This is a genomic window from Algoriphagus antarcticus (assembly GCF_002150685.1).
Lineage (GTDB): Bacteria > Bacteroidota > Bacteroidia > Cytophagales > Cyclobacteriaceae > Algoriphagus > Algoriphagus antarcticus.
This window is the reverse complement of record NZ_MSSW01000032.1, coordinates 1-14351: the sequence shown is the minus strand read 5'-3', so window position 1 is coordinate 14351 and position 14351 is coordinate 1. Positions and strand designations below refer to the sequence as shown.

Genomic DNA, 14351 nt, shown 5'->3' with positions numbered 1-14351 from the left:
TTTACTTGAATCGAATGTAATTATAATAATGCTAATAAAACAAATGTATTTTTATAAATAAGTCGTAAAAAAGTGATTTTTACTATCATTTTTAACCCAATTTTTTCCTTTTTGGCAAAATCTTAATGAAATCAAGTTAATTTATAAACTGATTAATAGAAAAATATTATTTGGTTAAGGTCTATAAAATTCTTCGAAATCGATTACGAAATAGGTAATTCAGAACATTACTAAAAAAAACACGACTCAAATGGAATATTATTTGCAAAAAATATAGAAAGCAGAATCTTCAACAAATTTTTTGATTTTATGAAAAACATAAATTTTGCTAAAAGCAGCTTTTATTTAATCCATCCCTAAAAAAAAATGCGATGATATTGTAAAAACAGATAAATTTTGAACTCGCGTAACAAAAAAAACCGGTCTATGCCGGTTTTTTACTCTACTATTGATTTATCGAATGCTATTTAACCAAACTTGCATATTCTTTGGCAAAATAGGTAAGAATCACCTTTGCTCCTGCTCGTTTAATGCTTAATAAAATCTCAAGCATTGCTCGGTCATTGTCAATCCACCCTCTTTGTGCCGAAGCCTTCACCATGCTATACTCACCTGACACATTATAAGCAGCTATCGGCAAAGGGAAGTTTTCTTTTAGAAGCATAATTACGTCCAAATAGGATAGCGCTGGCTTAACCATTAGAAAATCTGCTCCCTCTTCAGTATCCAAGTCTGCTTCGATCAATGCTTCTTGAGAATTTGCAGGATTCATCTGATAAGTCTTTTTATCTCCAAATTTCGGCGCAGAATCCAATGCATCTCTGAAAGGGCCATAAAATGCACTTGCATATTTCGCAGTGTATGACATAATAGATGTATCCGTAAAGCCACTTTCATCCAATAACTCTCGGATATAACCCACACGCCCATCCATCATGTCTGACGGGCCGATGATATCAACTCCTGCATCTGCTTGCGCCAAAGACATTCTAGCCAAAATCTCCAAAGTCTCATCATTTAAGATTTTCCCGTTTTTCACCAAACCGTCATGACCATCACTACTGTATGGATCCATAGCCACATCAGACATCAGACAAACTTCCGGGAATTCCTTTTTGATTTCGCGGAGCGCCTTCAAGTAAAAAGTCTCAGGATTATAGCTTTCTGAAGCTATAGCATCCTTTAAACTATCGGGGTATGCCGGAAACACATCAAAAGCTTGTATCCCCAACTTCAAACAGCTTTCGATTTCTCCAAGCATGTTATCGATAGAATACCTGTAAATTCCAGGCATTGAATTAACAGCTACTTTCTTATTCGCTCCATCTACAAGGAACATCGGAAAGATGAGATCTTTGACTGAGAGACTAGTCTCCTCTACAAGATTCCGTACAGCTTCTGATTTTCGGTTTCTTCTTGGTCTTCTTAGCATGATTTACTTGAAAATTTGTTGAATCTGAACAAGATCTAAGTTTTTGTAATCCTCTATATATAGATGACAAGTTGGTAATTCATCTTTTGTATGACTAGAAAGCACGCCAACAACTTTCATTCCTGCGTTCAAGCCAGCGCTTGCTCCAGAGAAAGAATCCTCAAAGACCAAACAATGAGCAGGGTCAACGCCAAGTTTAGCAGCAGATTTCATATAAACTTCTGGATCAGGCTTGTGCTTTGACACATCCTCTGACGCGAGCTTTGATTGCATTTGATTCCCGACCCCAAGTGTGCCTATGATCAAATCAAGATTTGCCCGGGGAGCTGAGGTCGCCACCGCTGTGAAAAGTCCCTGTGATTTGAGCATCGCAAAGAAGTCCATAAAACCTAAAATAGGATCTACTTCCGATTTGTATATCTCTCTGAACAGGCTTTCTTTTTCATCTTCCAGGAGCATGAGTTCTTCTCCTTCTATTTTTCTACCCAAAAAATGACTTAGGATATAACCATTATTCTTACCATACATATGCTCCTGATATTCAGCTTCGGTGGGATTAAGATTTCGCTTCGCAAAAAAATGCTGGAAGGCAATTGAATGAAATGGATTAGTATGACAAATCACTCCATCCATATCAAAAATGACAGCTTTTAACATGCGTTGGTTCAGTTTTTTAAAGATGCAAAATTAAGTATAAGACATTAAAAAACCCTCCCTAGTTCCAAAAACACGGGAGGGAATATCTAATCACGAGACAAAAGCCACTATCTACTTTTCAAATGCATTTATTGTATTCTCTATAATATCACAGCACTCATGAATCTGCTCTTCAGTCATCACCAATGGCGGAGCGAATCGGATAATGTTACCATGAGTAGGCTTCGCCAACAGACCATTATCTTTCAAGGCCACGCAAATATCCCAAGCAGTGCTGCTTTCTTCTGAATCATTAATGACCACTGCATTGAGGAGACCTTTCCCTCTCACGAGTTTAACAATTTCATACTTATCAACCAATGCTTGCATACGATCCCGGAAAATCTCCCCGAGCCTCCGTGCATTTTGTGCCAGATTTTCATCCGAAACCACCTCAAGCGCCGCAATTGCTACTTTAGCTCCAAGCGGATTGCCTCCAAAAGTAGACCCATGCTGTCCAGGTTTGATCACTTCCATTACATGATTATCGGCCAAAACAGCAGACACCGGATAGAAGCCTCCAGAGATCGCTTTTCCTAAGATCAGCATATCTGGCTTGGTGTAAGTAACCTGTTGCTCACAGGATTTTTCACAGGTACAATTCCCACAAACTGCCAAAAGCGAGCCTGTACGAGCAATTCCAGTTTGAATCTCATCCGCAATGAAAAGAACATTTTTCGCATTACATGCAGCCTTTGCTTCTTTGATGTAATCATCGGCAGGCACATACACGCCTGCTTCGCCTTGGATAGGCTCTACTAAAAATGCAACTACCTCTGGATCTTCCAGAACAGTTTTTAAAGCATAAATATCGTCATACGGAATCTTAACAAATCCTGCAGTATAGGGTCCAAAGTTTTTACGTGCATTTTCATCACTAGAAAAAGAGATGATAGTAGTGGTCCTTCCGTGGAAATTATTTTCAACTACAACTATCTTAGCTCGATTTTCATCTACACCCTTTTTTTCATAACCCCATTTTCGAGCAATTTTGATAGCCGTCTCCACTCCTTCGGCTCCGGTATTCATCGGAAGCACTTTATCAAAACCGAAGTATTCTGTAATGTATTTCTCAAAGGGGCCAAGAACATCATTATGAAAAGCCCTGGAAGTGAGAGTCAAGGTGCTGGCCTGCTCAATTAAAGCATCCTTAATACGCGGATGACAATGCCCTTGGTTGACGGCTGAGTAGGCGGATAAGAAATCATAATAGCGCTTTCCTTCCACATCCCAGAGAAAAACTCCTTCGCCCTTTGCTAGGACGACTGGTAATGGATGATAATTATGTGCGCCGTATTTATCTTCTAATTCTATCGCTTGCTTACTGGAGGTGATAGTCTGCATGTTTTTCGTAATTTTGTCTACTATAATAAGGACTTGCCAAGAGCAAATATAGCAATTGCCATTACCCTAACCATGGATGAACCGAATAAGCCTCTGCCAACTCCAGCATTAAGTACGGAAGACTTTTATTTTAATGATCAGGGAATGATGGTTTTCACAGAAAAATATCACCTAAAACGTGGCTATTGCTGTGGGAGCGGTTGCAAACACTGTCCCTACACAAAGCAGTGAGGAAAAGGAAATATTTTTGAAACCCATTGTTGCAAATCCCCGAAAACTTCCGATATTTGCAGACTCATTACAGAAACGGATACAATTTACTATACATTACCATGGCAAAAGTTTGTGACATCACCGGAAAAAGACCTCGAGTAGGTAACAACGTCTCCCATGCAAACAACAAAACTAAGCGTAGGTTCTACCCAAATCTTCACAAGAAGACGTTCTACGTTCCAGAAGAGGATGCATGGATCACTTTGAAAGTTTGTACTAAGGCATTGAAGACTATCAATAAGAAAGGTATCACTGCGGTTTTGAAAGAAGCTCAGGATAACGGGATGATTGTAATCAGATAATCAAGGTCACGACCCTAAAATCAATACAAAGATGGCTAAGAAAGGCAACAGAGTACAAGTGATTATGGAATGCACGGAGCATAAAGCTTCTGGCTTGCCAGGTACTTCAAGATATATCACTACCAAGAATAGAAAAAATACTACAGAAAGATTGGAATTGAAGAAGTTCAACCCAATCATGAAGAAAGTCACTGTTCATAAAGAAATTAAATAATTTAGCTCGGAAGAAATTCCGTTAAAACGACAAAACCATGGCTAAGAAAGTAGTAGCAACCCTTAAAAAAGAAGGTGGCGTATCTTACGCCAAAGTAATCAAAGCGGTAAGATCTGCAAAGACTGGCGCTTATACCTTCAGAGAAGAAATGGTTCCTTCCCCTCTGGTACAGGAAACCTTGAAAAAATAAGTTGCCAATAGCAACATAAGGCATTCTAGTCCCTCTGTCCATCGGTCAGCAGGGACTTTTTCGTTATATTCCACTTTTAAAACTCACAAGCATGGGAATCTTTGGTTTCTTTTCAAAAGACAAGAAAGAAAGCCTCAATCAAGGCCTTCAGAAATCAAGCGAAAATATTTTTACAAAACTCAGTAAAGCCGTTGTTGGCAAGTCCAAAGTGGACGATGAGGTGTTGGATGAATTGGAAGAAATCCTAATCACCTCTGATGTGGGTGTAGATACCACGATCAAAGTCATCCGAAGAATTGAAGAGCGAGTTGCTAGAGATAAGTATGTCAATACAGCTGAACTTGACGTCATTCTCAAAGAAGAAATTGAAAATCTTCTCAAAGAAAGTAACTCTCAAGATCTCCTAGACTTTGATCTACCTGAAGGCAAAAAACCTTATGTGATCATGGTAGTTGGCGTAAATGGGGTGGGGAAAACCACTACCATCGGAAAACTCGCTAACCTTTTTCAATCAGCTGGAAAGTCAGTAATCTTGGGAGCGGCCGATACTTTTAGAGCAGCTGCTGTAGATCAATTGATTCTCTGGGGAGAAAAAGTGGGGGTACCTGTAGTTTCTCATGGCATGAATACAGATCCGGCTTCCGTAGCATTTGATGCAGTAAAACAAGGAGTAGATACCAATGCCGATGTGGTAATCATCGATACTGCGGGGCGACTTCATACCAAAGTGAATCTGATGAATGAGCTGGGGAAAATCAAGCGTGTGATGCAAAAATTCATCCCTGATGCACCTCATGAAATCCTCCTTATATTGGATGGCTCCACAGGACAGAATGCTTTTATTCAAGCCAAAGAATTCACAAAGGTGACAGAAATCACAGCCCTGGCCATCACCAAACTGGATGGTACTGCAAAAGGAGGTGTAGTAATTGGCATTTCGGATCAATTCAAAATCCCTGTCAAATACATAGGTGTAGGCGAGAAAATGACCGACTTACAGATTTTCAATCGAAAGGAATTTGTCGATTCGCTCTTCACGAAGAAGTAAACAAAACTCGCATAAGTAGATACCCCGACCAAACTCGGGGTATTTTTTTTTACAAAAACTTGAATCTAATCTAAACTTTACCGTAATTTAATATGATATCATTTTAACATCATACTAATATGGAAAAGGTAACTAAACCTATGTCAGGGTATCTCATGATCCTGTTCGCTCTTGGGCTCATCATTTTTGCTGTAGCACTTTTTATTCAGCAAATCATGATCGTAGTCGGTATTTTATCGGTGGTGGCAGCTTTAATCTGTCTTGGTGGGTTCTTCATCGTAGAACCAAATAAATCAATGGTTCTCCTACTTTTTGGCGATTACAAAGGAAGCGTGAAAGCCAACGGATTCTATTGGGTTAATCCTTTTATGACCAAGAAGAAAATATCACTTCGAGTGAGAAACTTCGAGAATAAACCTGTAAAAGTGAACGACAAGATCGGTAATCCTGTAATGATCGGAACTATAGTAGTGTGGCAAGTAGAAGACACGTTCAAAGCCACTTTCGATGTAGATGATTATGAAAATTTTGTACACTTACAGTCTGATGCAGCTATTCGGAAAATGGCAGGACTTTATCCTTATGATAATTTTGAGGCAGAAGAAGCTGAAGTCACCTTGAGGTCTGGAGTCGAGGATGTAAATCATTCGTTGGAAAAAGAAATCGGTGAACGACTCCATCATGCCGGGATTAAGGTCATCGAAGCTAGAATATCCCACTTGGCTTATTCCTCCGAGATCGCATCGGCTATGCTCCAAAGGCAACAAGCCACAGCCATCGTAGCTGCACGTCAAAAGATAGTGGAAGGCGCAGTCGGAATGGTAGAGATGGCTTTAGCTGATCTAAAATTAAAAGGCATTATAGAATTTGATGATGAGAAAAAAGCGGTGATGGTCTCTAATTTGATGGTGGTGCTTTGCTCAGACAAAAGCGCCACGCCAGTATTGAATGTCGGTACACTAAATCAATAGCAATGGCTAACAGGATTTTCAAAGAAAGCCAAACCTATATCGGTTCTTGGGTCATGTATTTTATCATATTGGCCGAGGTGCCAATACTTATATTATTGACTGTATTATATGCCAATTCCGATGATAAGCAAGAAATGGCGATTGCCTTGGGAGTAATCCTTGGTACGATGATTTTGGTTTTCATTCTAATTTTCAACTTAAAGCTAGAAACCAGGATTGATGATAACAGCATTTCTTTCAGGTACTTCCCTTTCATCAGAAAATGGAGACAATTTCCAAAAGATACCATTAAATCCTATAAAGTGATCAAATACAGCCCAATTACAGATTACGGCGGCTGGGGATTTAAAGGCAATAAAACTACCAAAGCATATTCTGTTCTGGGTGATGAAGGCCTCCTTATGGATTTGGGAAAAAAGAAAAAATTATTGATAGGAACTATGAAGTCTAAAGAATTGACAGACTTCATGGAAAATTGGATGGAGGAATAACTTATGTCAAAGAAGAAAGCATTTGCACTACGGATGGATGAGAACATGATGAAAGCGATCGAGAAATGGTCAGCAGATGAGTTCCGTAGTACCAATGGCCAACTCGAATGGATCATCCGAGAATCGCTGAAGAAAGCAGGCCGCTTGCCTAAAGGAGATTCAAGCAATCCTGAGTTAGTATAAACCAGATCGATTGTAAATCAGTTGTATCTTTATAAAATGAAGCACTAAAAATTATGAAAAAACTAATGTTTGTATTTATACTTTTGGGTGGATTGATTTACCTATCTCCATCTGAAGTAATGGCACAAGAAGTAATCACAAATACAGTAGATGCAAAGACTCAGTCAAAAGTTGAGAAAGCTAAAGTAAAGCTCAAAAATTATCAAGAACATCATGTGAAAGCCGTAGAAAAAAGCCGGAATTTGCGAGCTAATTTTGAGAAAAAAAACTCAGCGGGCAAGCTTTCTCCGAATGCCGTAGAAAAGATGACCAAAAAAATGGAAAAGCAGTCTAAGTCTATTGAGAAGCTGGAAAAAAAGATGGACAAATTAAAAAAATATATCGAGAAGAACTCCTAATCCATTCTTGACGGTTTAATCAAGCTCTGGTATATAGAGCAATTCTTCCTTTTCAAAATCATACAAGGTGAGTGATCTCAACTCATAATATGCCACCCAGAAATCACGTAGTGATGAGTAAAAGGCTCTTTTATTAGAGTCTTTTTCATTTTGCGCAATAGTTAGATTGGTAATAGAAACATTCCCTGTCTGGTATCTTCTCAGTGCGATATCATATCGACGCTGGGCCACATCATCCGACACTTTCGTGACATTCAATCGCTCCTTGATCATTAAGAAATTTTTTACTTTGGTAAATATCTCCTGTTCAAATATGGTCAGATCCTGCTCTACTGTATAATTTACTAATTCCTGATTTGCTATAGCCATAGACATTCTAGCCTTATTTCTACCCCAATCCAAGATTGGAACCGAAAGCCCCAGACTTACCAGTGCTTGAGTATTTGGGTTTTGATAAATGTCTGGAAAATTAAAAGCGGCATTATTGTATCCATACCTAGCATTTAGCTGAACTTGGAATCGCTGCCCTTTTGCCTGCGCTACTTCGGACTCTGCTTCAGCCTTTTGTCTATCAAATCCAACTGCTTCAGCTCTGTTTCGAAATGCTAGCTCAATTGCCCGGTCAACATCGACTTCGAAATCAGGGATATTAACAGGAGAAATAAGATTTAACTTAGAGGATTGATTCAACCCAATAAAAGAATTCATCGCAAATGCGGCACTTTCCAGTGAAAGCTGAGCTTCAGCCATTGCCTGCTGAGCATTCAAAACCTGTAATTCTACCTGTAAAAGTTCATCTTCTGGAGTTACTCCCAGTTCGTTTCTCTTCTTTTCAATAGCAAAAATATTTTCTGTATTCTTGAGGTTGGTAGTGGCTATCTCCGAATTAACCTGGGCGGTCAAATAATCAAAATATAATTGAGTGACGTAAATAGAGACTTCTTCCATATCTTTTACGTACTCACGTTTACTTTCTTCAAACAACAGCGGTTCAATTTTTTTGTCCCATTTGAATCTGTTGTATGCAAAAATCGGCTGTTGCAATGCCACACTTATAGGGACCCCCGAATATCTGGTCTGCGGATCACCTGGATTTGAAAGGAAATTATCAAATCTATTTGTAGAAGTATTCACTGAAATAGTCCCACCAGTGGCACCTATCACCTGCTCCAATCCTAACCCTAAATCCATAAGGTTTTGCTTTACCTCAATAAACTCAATAGAGCCATCGGGCTGCGTGATATTGTTATACTCTTGGTAATATTGAGGAATCGTACCTGTCAGCCGTAACTGTGGATTATAGTTAGACTTGAATAGTCTGTAGCGCCAGTAGCGATTCTCTCTTCTAGTCTTTGCACGAAGTGCTACAGGTGAGTTATCCTTGGCCTGCTGCACCAGCTCTTTCAGGGTAAAAGTTGGCACATCTTGGGCTTTCGCAAAATTGAAAGTCCCTGCCAAAGCAAATAGTATTAAAAAGGACTTGAAAAAAAGGATTCTTTTGGTCTTCATAAAGGCAGATTTTTATTTTGAAAAGACAAACTATTCACATCAACTAAAATACTGATTGATTACCCAGAAACAAGAGCATTATTGTATTTGAATTCCTAAAAAATCTAAAAAAGTAAAACTTTCACATTCATCACCCTCCTTTTTGACCCTTTGCGTACCTTGCAGCTTGATTGAAATCAGCCATGAAGTCCATTATCAGTTTTGTTATTCGCTACGTTCCAAGGCCACTGCTACAGCGAGTAAGTCCATTAGTGATGAAAGTTTTTGCACAGATGAATTCTGGCAACGATGTCACCTGTCCAGTTTGCGATCATAGTTATAAAAAGTTTCTTCCTTACGGTCGGATCGCACGAGCAAATGCCCTATGCCCAAATTGCCTGTCACTTGAGCGTCATCGATTGATGTGGCTTTTCCTTAGGGAAAAAACGGACTTTTTCACCGCTCCGCTTCGAGTGCTACATGTAGCTCCTGAGCATTGTTTTATTGAGCGATTTGAAGGGTTGAAAAACCTAGATTACATCACAGCAGATATAGAATCTCCTCTGGCTAAAGTCAAAATGGATGTTCATGATATACCCTTTCCTGAAAACAGCTTTGACGTTGTCTTTTGCAATCATGTCCTAGAGCATGTGGAAGATGACTTAAGAGCCTGTGCTGAGTTCGACCGCGTATTGAAGCCAAGCGGATGGGGAATACTACAATCACCTGTTTACCCTATCGAAAAGACCTTAGAAGATAAAAATGTCACCGATCCTGCAGAACGCGAGCGCATATTTGGCCAGCGTGATCATGTGCGGAAGTTTGGAAAAGACTATGCTGAACGACTTAGGAAGTCTGGATTAAAAATCGAAGAAAATCATTTTGTCAAAGAGATCTCTCCAGAATTAGTTAAGCAAAATGCTCTTCCTTTTGAAGAAGTGATCTTTGTCTGTAGAAAAGGAAATTAAACTTTTACCGATTTTCTTAAAAGCTCCATGGGAAGTCCTAATCCATAGGAGAACAGCTGTGCGATAGAGGCTATCCAGCTTAATAAACCCACTTTTACAGAATGATTTTGTATCGTGGAAGAAACAACCACGCCAATACTCCAGAGTAGAAATACACTTAAGCTGAGTAGAAATAGAGATTTGTTCACAAAAAAAAGCAGAGGTAAAGTAAGGCAAAAGAGCAAAAAAGCCGTTGGTAGCCAGTGAACCAGCATGATAGCTTCTGGATGAAATCTTGAAACATTCACTCGATTTCTACCAAATGAAAAAGACTGTTTTGCAAATGAAAGTAGGGTGTTTTTGCGCTTATGATACACAAAAGCTTCTTGAACCAATTCTAGTCTGAATCCAGATTTTTTGATTCGAATACTCCATTCTATATCCTCTCCCTGATTCGGATCTACAAATCCACCTGTTGCTTCAAATACCTTTCGTGATATACCCATATTGAAACCTCGAGCCTGATATTTGGAAGGATCTTTCATTTTGCCACGAATACCTCCCGTAGTCCAAAAGGACGTCATCGCAAAATCCATTGCTTTTTGCAAAGCAGAAAAGTCAGCATCTGAGGCGTCCGGCCCACCAAAAGCATCAAGCCTCCTACTTTCGATGGCATTTGATAGCTTCTGTAAATAATCGGAAGGCAAGATTACATCGGAATCTAAAATGACAAAAAACTCACCTTTGGCGATTTTCATTCCCTCGTTTCTGGCAAAACCTTGCCCTGTATTGGGCTGTACCAAATATTGGATTTGAAATAGATCGCTGAAATGTGCAATAACACCACTAGAGCCATTCGTGGAGCCATCTTCTATCACTACGATTTCGAAATCTGAGAAAGTTTGCTGGGTAAGACTTTGTGCTAATTCGCGTAACTCTTCTGGTCGATTATAAACCGGTATGATTACCGAAAACTTCATCAAAAGTCGAAATTTATCTCTTCGTCAATTTTATACTCCATTTCTTTTGACTGATTGGAAGTCATCAACTCAGCGATGAATCCAGTTACAAATAACTGTACCCCAATAATCAAAGCTACCAAAGCCAAAAAGAAAAGAGGCTGTTCCGTGATTTCACGCACAGAAATACCCTTACTGATAGAATAAATTTTCTGGAAAATCAACCAGCAAGTAATAATGAATCCAGTTAAAAATGAAACACTACCGAGAAGACCAAAAAAATGCATGGGTTTCTTTTTATACCTGTGTACAAAAGAAACAGAAATCAAATCCAGAAAGCCATTCAAAAAACGCTCTATTCCAAACTTAGAATACCCGTATTTTCTAGCCTGATGCTGCACTACTTTTTCACCTATTTTCCCAAATCCATTCCATTTGGCAAGCAAAGGAATGTACCTATGCATCTCTCCATAGATCTGGATATTCTTCACTACTTTGAGTCGGTAAGCTTTCAGCCCACAATTAAAATCATGCAGTTTGATTCCAGAAATCCAGCGGGTCACTCCGTTAAAAAATCGAGATGGAATAGTCTTTCCTATTGGATCATGGCGCTCTTTTTTCCAGCCAGAAACCACATCAAACTTCCCTTCAGTGATCATCGCATACAAGCCTGGTATTTCGTCAGGGCTATCCTGAAGATCAGCATCCATAGTGATCACGACATCACCGCACACTTTTTTGAATCCAGCGTCCAGTGCAGCTGATTTACCATAATTCCTGGTGAAATTGATCCCTTTGACCACGGTGGATTCGAGGGAAAGTGAATTTATTATTTCCCACGAGTTGTCCGAACTACCATCATTAATATAAATCAACTCATAAGAAAAGCCGTGATCATGCATGACACGGCTAATCCATTGAGATAATTCAGGCAGTGACTCCTCTTCATTAAATACAGGGACTACTACTGAAATTTGAGGCATAATTTAATAATCGAGAGACGTATCTCTCTTCTTCAGGATTGCAGCCAAAATTAAGGCAATAATCGCATACACAATAAGTCCAAAACCAAAACTCATAAGTTGTCCCGTTAGGGTGAAACTTTTGGCGGTACTAGCTCTCATTTCTTCTAATACAGCAGGATCCAATGCATCAGGATCTTGACCGAAACTTTCCATCATACCTAGACTAGTTTCAAAAGCTTGATCTGCCAATACCCCTGCCAAAGAAGGGTCAATTACATGAAACAAAAGAATCTGGCCAATCAAGCCAACTAAACCTGAAATCACAATAGCTATAAAACTAAAGTTGAATGCAGTGCCAAAAGTCATAAAACCACCCAATTCAGATCTATATTGTTTACCAAAATACATGATCAGCACGATGAATACGACGATTGCCACTAAGCCAAACCAAGCAGAACCTAGCAGAGATGAATCAATAAAATAGGCTATAAAGGTAAGTGCCAAAGACACTAAGCCGATTGTTAATCCAGGCTTAATAGCTGCCTGAAAAGGAGATTGTTGTTCTTCCATAAGTTTTGTTAGTTAGGATTTTTCCTTAAAATAATAGATATAATAATAGTAAAAAACAGACCTGGGATGATTTTCCAAAGCGCATCGTTCAAAGCTATATCCCAAGGTACCATGTTTCGGATACTTTCTAATGTCAAATCAAATGAGCTTTCACCTACTTGAGCAACTATAGATCCCTTATTAGTTGCCAAAACATCCAGCTTTGATTCTTTAACTTGTTCAAACAAATCAGGATGTATTATCAATATTACCCATATTCCGCCCAAGGAGATTATCGCCTCCAGCATATAAGCAACAAATCCTACAGACATACCCTCTGAAAATGACAGATAGCCTTCATTGCTATAATCTTTAAAAAACTTAATTGCTAAAAATATAGCAATGGGTGTAATAACATAACCAAAAACCAGATTTAGATTCGTTGGATCCGGATATAAGAATGAGAGTGAGATAAACGACAGGATACTTAAAGCACCTGCAAAACCCCCAAACTTGTAAGCTGTACTAAAGTATTTATACATTCACCTCTATTAATTGCCCTTTTTGAATCACGTATTTGACCTGACCCTTTAGATCCTCTCCATACCAAGGAGAATTTGAAGAAAGTGATTTATTTGACCTTTCATTATAAGTCCATTCGGCTTCTGGATCAAATATGGTCCATGATTGAGTTAGTTCATAAGGTAGTATCCGTTTAGGGCCAGCTGTGATTTTTTGAATTAAAAGAGACCAGCCAAGTTCCTTTTCAAGTAAAACCAGTGCAGGAAGAAATGTTTGCAAACCTACCATTCCAAAATTAGCCAAGTCAAATTCCATAAACTTAGAATCACGATCTTCGGGCTGATGGTTACTTACCAGCGCATCTATCGTCCCATCCTCAATTCCTTCAATCAACGCTGCTCTGTCAGCATCTCCTCTGAATGGCGGCAATACCTTTAGATTTGGGTCAAAGTCCATCAAATCTCCATCAGCAAACAACAATTGATAGATCGATACATCAGCAGTTACATTCAGCCCTTCAGCTTTTGCAGCCCTAATTAGATTGACGCCTTTTGCTGTATTTATAGTCTGGAAATGAACTCGACCTCCTGCGTAGCGGATGATCTCAAGGTTTCTTTGAATCGCTACGTCTTCAGCAATATTTGGTATACCTTTCACGCCAAGCATAGTGGAATTATTTCCTTCATGCATGTGACCAAAAATGGCTAACAAAGGATCATAAGCGTGATCAAAGAGAACTCCATTAAACTTCTGGAGGTACTGAATAATCTTCATATAGCGATCTCCGTTGGCTAAAGGCTTTACACCTTCTCCGAAAACCGAAACTCCTGATTGGTGATGCATATCAAGAATCTCTGTCAGATTTTCACCATCAGTATCTTTCGTAACTGCCCCTTGGATCAAAAACTCTGGAGTATATCGTTTGGCTCGATTTAGAATGAAATCAACGTCTCCTTTGGACTGGATAACCGGGTCAGTATTTGGTAAAATCACAGCTGCAGAAAAACCGCTTGCTACTAATGATTCAGCGAGACTTTCTATAGATTCCTTATACTCATGCCCCGGCTCTCCCATGCCGCATCTGAGATCAATCCACCCCTCAGATAAAATCCAGCCAGTAGCATTGATTTCCTTGTGAAATTCTGGTGTATTGCTAGAAGATGAAAGAGTAAATTCTCCATTTTCAAAAACGTAATCCTTTGACTCTTCAGAACCATCAGGATGAATAATACAGAGACCTTTAAATAGAACAGACATTCAAATTTACTTTGATGCAAAACTGCAATAATATTCCAAAAATGAAAAATGGAATTAAAAATAGTATTACAAAAGAGAAATGATGAAAAACCAAAAAAGCCAGCTGCACTTGCTGGCTTTGG

At 39.1% G+C, this 14351-nt stretch carries 19 protein-coding genes; 10 read left to right on the top strand and 9 right to left on the bottom strand.

Translation table 11 applies throughout. The features are described from left to right. Positions 1 to 463: 463 nt before the first annotated feature. The 3 genes from hemB to rocD form a co-directional block, all read right to left on the bottom strand. Positions 464 to 1432, bottom strand: coding sequence for a porphobilinogen synthase (hemB, locus tag BVH04_RS12290; protein WP_086541773.1), 969 nt, complete (start codon positions 1430 to 1432; stop codon positions 464 to 466). A 3-nt stretch (positions 1433 to 1435) separates the two neighbouring features. Beyond that, a complete protein-coding gene (locus tag BVH04_RS12285; protein ID WP_086541772.1) occupies positions 1436 to 2089 on the bottom strand; it encodes an HAD family hydrolase in 654 nt (217 codons plus the stop codon). 111 nt (positions 2090 to 2200) lie between these two features. Next, entirely contained in the window at positions 2201 to 3472 is a 1272-nt protein-coding gene (rocD, locus tag BVH04_RS12280) for an ornithine--oxo-acid transaminase (protein ID WP_086541771.1), read from the bottom strand. Positions 3473 to 3544: 72 nt separating this feature from the next. On the opposite strand from rocD, the gene BVH04_RS25460 reads away from it, so the two are divergent. The 9 genes from BVH04_RS25460 (at position 3545) to BVH04_RS12235 (ending at position 7542) form a co-directional block, all read left to right on the top strand. After that, positions 3545 to 3703, top strand: coding sequence for a DUF5522 domain-containing protein (locus tag BVH04_RS25460; RefSeq protein WP_169714423.1), 159 nt, complete (start codon positions 3545 to 3547; stop codon positions 3701 to 3703). 101 nt (positions 3704 to 3804) lie between these two features. Continuing rightward, positions 3805 to 4047 carry a 50S ribosomal protein L28 gene (gene rpmB, locus BVH04_RS12270; RefSeq protein ID WP_057939354.1) on the top strand — a complete coding sequence of 81 codons (243 nt, stop codon included), beginning with the start codon at positions 3805 to 3807 and terminating at the stop codon, positions 4045 to 4047. Positions 4048 to 4078: 31 nt separating this feature from the next. Continuing rightward, on the top strand, positions 4079 to 4261 hold the full coding sequence (gene rpmG, locus BVH04_RS12265) for a 50S ribosomal protein L33 (protein WP_057939355.1): 183 nt from the start codon (positions 4079 to 4081) through the stop codon (positions 4259 to 4261). Positions 4262 to 4298: 37 nt separating this feature from the next. Further along, on the top strand, positions 4299 to 4451 hold the full coding sequence (locus BVH04_RS12260) for a DUF4295 domain-containing protein (RefSeq protein ID WP_086541769.1): 153 nt from the start codon (positions 4299 to 4301) through the stop codon (positions 4449 to 4451). Positions 4452 to 4542: 91 nt separating this feature from the next. Then, positions 4543 to 5499: a signal recognition particle-docking protein FtsY gene (gene ftsY, locus BVH04_RS12255; protein WP_086541768.1), complete on the top strand. Its 957-nt coding sequence runs from the start codon at positions 4543 to 4545 to the stop codon at positions 5497 to 5499. 119 nt (positions 5500 to 5618) lie between these two features. Further along, complete coding sequence (locus BVH04_RS12250; protein WP_086541767.1) at positions 5619 to 6470, top strand: SPFH domain-containing protein; 852 nt, start codon at positions 5619 to 5621, stop codon at positions 6468 to 6470. A 2-nt stretch (positions 6471 to 6472) separates the two neighbouring features. Then, a complete protein-coding gene (locus BVH04_RS12245) occupies positions 6473 to 6961 on the top strand; it encodes a hypothetical protein (RefSeq protein ID WP_086541766.1) in 489 nt (162 codons plus the stop codon). Positions 6962 to 6964: 3 nt separating this feature from the next. Then, positions 6965 to 7144 carry an Arc family DNA-binding protein gene (locus BVH04_RS12240; protein WP_086541765.1) on the top strand — a complete coding sequence of 60 codons (180 nt, stop codon included), beginning with the start codon at positions 6965 to 6967 and terminating at the stop codon, positions 7142 to 7144. A gap of 53 nt (positions 7145 to 7197) precedes the next feature. Continuing rightward, complete coding sequence (locus tag BVH04_RS12235) at positions 7198 to 7542, top strand: hypothetical protein (protein WP_086541764.1); 345 nt, start codon at positions 7198 to 7200, stop codon at positions 7540 to 7542. Between the two features lie 15 nt (positions 7543 to 7557). Here the strand turns inward: BVH04_RS12235 and BVH04_RS12230 are convergent, their stop codons facing one another. Continuing rightward, positions 7558 to 9051 (bottom strand): TolC family protein, encoded by a 1494-nt coding sequence (locus tag BVH04_RS12230; RefSeq protein WP_086541763.1) that lies wholly within the window; start codon positions 9049 to 9051, stop codon positions 7558 to 7560. 182 nt (positions 9052 to 9233) lie between these two features. On the opposite strand from BVH04_RS12230, the gene BVH04_RS12225 reads away from it, so the two are divergent. Then, entirely contained in the window at positions 9234 to 9998 is a 765-nt protein-coding gene (locus tag BVH04_RS12225) for a class I SAM-dependent methyltransferase (RefSeq protein WP_086541762.1), read from the top strand. Here BVH04_RS12225 and BVH04_RS12220 read toward each other — a convergent pair. The 5 genes from BVH04_RS12220 to BVH04_RS12200 are packed head-to-tail and all read right to left on the bottom strand — an operon-like array spanning position 9995 to position 14229. Further along, entirely contained in the window at positions 9995 to 10957 is a 963-nt protein-coding gene (locus BVH04_RS12220) for a glycosyltransferase family 2 protein (protein ID WP_086541761.1), read from the bottom strand. The genes BVH04_RS12225 and BVH04_RS12220 overlap by 4 nt on opposite strands. After that, positions 10957 to 11919 carry a glycosyltransferase family 2 protein gene (locus tag BVH04_RS12215; protein ID WP_086541760.1) on the bottom strand — a complete coding sequence of 321 codons (963 nt, stop codon included), beginning with the start codon at positions 11917 to 11919 and terminating at the stop codon, positions 10957 to 10959. Before BVH04_RS12215 ends, BVH04_RS12220 begins: the two co-directional genes overlap by 1 nt. A gap of 3 nt (positions 11920 to 11922) precedes the next feature. Continuing rightward, on the bottom strand, positions 11923 to 12471 hold the full coding sequence (locus tag BVH04_RS12210; protein WP_086541759.1) for a DUF4199 domain-containing protein: 549 nt from the start codon (positions 12469 to 12471) through the stop codon (positions 11923 to 11925). Positions 12472 to 12479: 8 nt separating this feature from the next. Beyond that, entirely contained in the window at positions 12480 to 12992 is a 513-nt protein-coding gene (locus BVH04_RS12205; RefSeq protein ID WP_086541758.1) for a DUF4199 domain-containing protein, read from the bottom strand. Continuing rightward, on the bottom strand, positions 12985 to 14229 hold the full coding sequence (locus BVH04_RS12200) for a dihydroorotase (RefSeq protein ID WP_086541757.1): 1245 nt from the start codon (positions 14227 to 14229) through the stop codon (positions 12985 to 12987). The genes BVH04_RS12205 and BVH04_RS12200 overlap by 8 nt, the downstream gene beginning before the upstream one ends. Positions 14230 to 14351: the final 122 nt, after the last annotated feature.

What these genes read in the sequence shown, in the direction of transcription:
- hemB (WP_086541773.1), bottom strand. Translation starts at nt 1,432, where the DNA reads ATGCTAAGAAGACCAAGAAGAAACCGAAAATCAGAAGCTGTACGGAAT.
- BVH04_RS12285 (WP_086541772.1), bottom strand. Translation starts at nt 2,089, where the DNA reads ATGTTAAAAGCTGTCATTTTTGATATGGATGGAGTGATTTGTCATACT.
- rocD (WP_086541771.1), bottom strand. Translation starts at nt 3,472, where the DNA reads ATGCAGACTATCACCTCCAGTAAGCAAGCGATAGAATTAGAAGATAAA.
- BVH04_RS25460 (WP_169714423.1), top strand. Translation starts at nt 3,545, where the DNA reads ATGGATGAACCGAATAAGCCTCTGCCAACTCCAGCATTAAGTACGGAA.
- rpmB (WP_057939354.1), top strand. Translation starts at nt 3,805, where the DNA reads ATGGCAAAAGTTTGTGACATCACCGGAAAAAGACCTCGAGTAGGTAAC.
- rpmG (WP_057939355.1), top strand. Translation starts at nt 4,079, where the DNA reads ATGGCTAAGAAAGGCAACAGAGTACAAGTGATTATGGAATGCACGGAG.
- BVH04_RS12260 (WP_086541769.1), top strand. Translation starts at nt 4,299, where the DNA reads ATGGCTAAGAAAGTAGTAGCAACCCTTAAAAAAGAAGGTGGCGTATCT.
- ftsY (WP_086541768.1), top strand. Translation starts at nt 4,543, where the DNA reads ATGGGAATCTTTGGTTTCTTTTCAAAAGACAAGAAAGAAAGCCTCAAT.
- BVH04_RS12250 (WP_086541767.1), top strand. Translation starts at nt 5,619, where the DNA reads ATGGAAAAGGTAACTAAACCTATGTCAGGGTATCTCATGATCCTGTTC.
- BVH04_RS12245 (WP_086541766.1), top strand. Translation starts at nt 6,473, where the DNA reads ATGGCTAACAGGATTTTCAAAGAAAGCCAAACCTATATCGGTTCTTGG.
- BVH04_RS12240 (WP_086541765.1), top strand. Translation starts at nt 6,965, where the DNA reads ATGTCAAAGAAGAAAGCATTTGCACTACGGATGGATGAGAACATGATG.
- BVH04_RS12235 (WP_086541764.1), top strand. Translation starts at nt 7,198, where the DNA reads ATGAAAAAACTAATGTTTGTATTTATACTTTTGGGTGGATTGATTTAC.
- BVH04_RS12230 (WP_086541763.1), bottom strand. Translation starts at nt 9,051, where the DNA reads ATGAAGACCAAAAGAATCCTTTTTTTCAAGTCCTTTTTAATACTATTT.
- BVH04_RS12225 (WP_086541762.1), top strand. Translation starts at nt 9,234, where the DNA reads ATGAAGTCCATTATCAGTTTTGTTATTCGCTACGTTCCAAGGCCACTG.
- BVH04_RS12220 (WP_086541761.1), bottom strand. Translation starts at nt 10,957, where the DNA reads ATGAAGTTTTCGGTAATCATACCGGTTTATAATCGACCAGAAGAGTTA.
- BVH04_RS12215 (WP_086541760.1), bottom strand. Translation starts at nt 11,919, where the DNA reads ATGCCTCAAATTTCAGTAGTAGTCCCTGTATTTAATGAAGAGGAGTCA.
- BVH04_RS12210 (WP_086541759.1), bottom strand. Translation starts at nt 12,471, where the DNA reads ATGGAAGAACAACAATCTCCTTTTCAGGCAGCTATTAAGCCTGGATTA.
- BVH04_RS12205 (WP_086541758.1), bottom strand. Translation starts at nt 12,992, where the DNA reads ATGTATAAATACTTTAGTACAGCTTACAAGTTTGGGGGTTTTGCAGGT.
- BVH04_RS12200 (WP_086541757.1), bottom strand. Translation starts at nt 14,229, where the DNA reads ATGTCTGTTCTATTTAAAGGTCTCTGTATTATTCATCCTGATGGTTCT.